Source organism: Cellulophaga omnivescoria, assembly GCF_001999725.1.
GTDB classification, from domain to species: Bacteria; Bacteroidota; Bacteroidia; order Flavobacteriales; family Flavobacteriaceae; genus Cellulophaga; species Cellulophaga omnivescoria.
Genome location: NZ_MDDP01000031.1, coordinates 1 through 1,121 on the forward strand (window position 1 = coordinate 1; position 1,121 = coordinate 1,121).

The 1,121-nt window shown below is 33.5% G+C and carries 2 protein-coding genes; one reads left to right on the forward strand and one right to left on the reverse strand.

Annotated elements, in window-relative coordinates; all coding sequences use genetic code 11:
- On the forward strand, positions 1–159 hold a 159-nt coding region (locus tag BFJ87_RS17180), incomplete at its 5' end, for a DUF7003 family protein (protein ID WP_420836114.1).
- Positions 160–210: 51 nt separating this feature from the next.
- Here BFJ87_RS17180 and BFJ87_RS12035 read toward each other — a convergent pair.
- The coding region (locus BFJ87_RS12035) for an IS110 family RNA-guided transposase (protein WP_077404791.1) at positions 211–1,121 on the reverse strand (911 nt) is incomplete at its 5' end.

Genomic DNA, 1,121 nt, shown 5'->3' on the forward strand with positions numbered 1-1,121 from the left:
TATAAGAAAAAGTACTGTGCGGATTCCGAAATTCCGAGTAAAAGCAAAACTTTTAAGCAAATAGCCAAGGTTCTTGAAACTGGACAAGCGGAATTTTACAAACCGACTGAACAGCCAAATAATCATTGGAAAAATTGGCCTGATGGAGGAACGTTGTAAAAAAGTACGTATGGTAACAAAGTACTGTGGTAAAAAACAAGTAAAAACTAACTAATTTTTAGCTAAAGTGCTTCTGTAAGAATCATCATATATTAGTCCTGATTTTGCAATAGCAAAGGCTTGCTTTAATAGTTTATTACACACGGCTATTAATGCTAACTTTTTACTCTTTCCTTTGGCAACGATACGCTCATAAATATCACGACAAGCTTTATTGTATTTACAGGCATTAAAGCTACACATAAATAAGAGATTACGCAGTTTTTGATTTCCTATCTTACTAATTCTACTTCGTCCATTTACACTTGTTCCGCTATTTCTTATCACGGGTGTTAACCCAGCATAACTACATAATTCACTACCGCTACTAAATCGTTCAAAACCGTCCGTTAAAACCACTAACATTAAGGCTGTTTTAGCTCCTATTCCGGGTATAGTTTTTAACCGTGTTAGCACATCTTGGTGCGCTTCTTTTACCAATAACAATAATTTAACTTCTAAGTTGTCTATTTCTTTTTCTAACTGTTTTAAACTTCGTTTTATAGAACTCACAACCGCTTTACTTGGATTTCCTAAAACGGTTTCACCGTGTAGTTTATTTTTTAACATTGTGCTCTGTTTTGTATACACAGAAAGGAGTCTGGTCATTTGCAAGCATTCTATTTGATGCTTGGAACTGCCTTTCCACAACTTTAAGTCTACCTGACTGGCATACTCACATATAAGTTTAGAATCACTCTTATCTGTCTTTATTTTAGACAACTTCATTTGTATAAATCGCTTTACCGCTAATGGATTTTCTACAGATATTTTAATACCTGATTCAAGTAAATAATAAGCTAACTGATAGTGATAATATCCTGTTGCTTCCATCACACAATGGCTCGATAGATCTAATAATTTTTCGAACTTTTTAAAGCCTGAAATAGTGTTTTTAAACTGATAATAATTACCATCTGAAT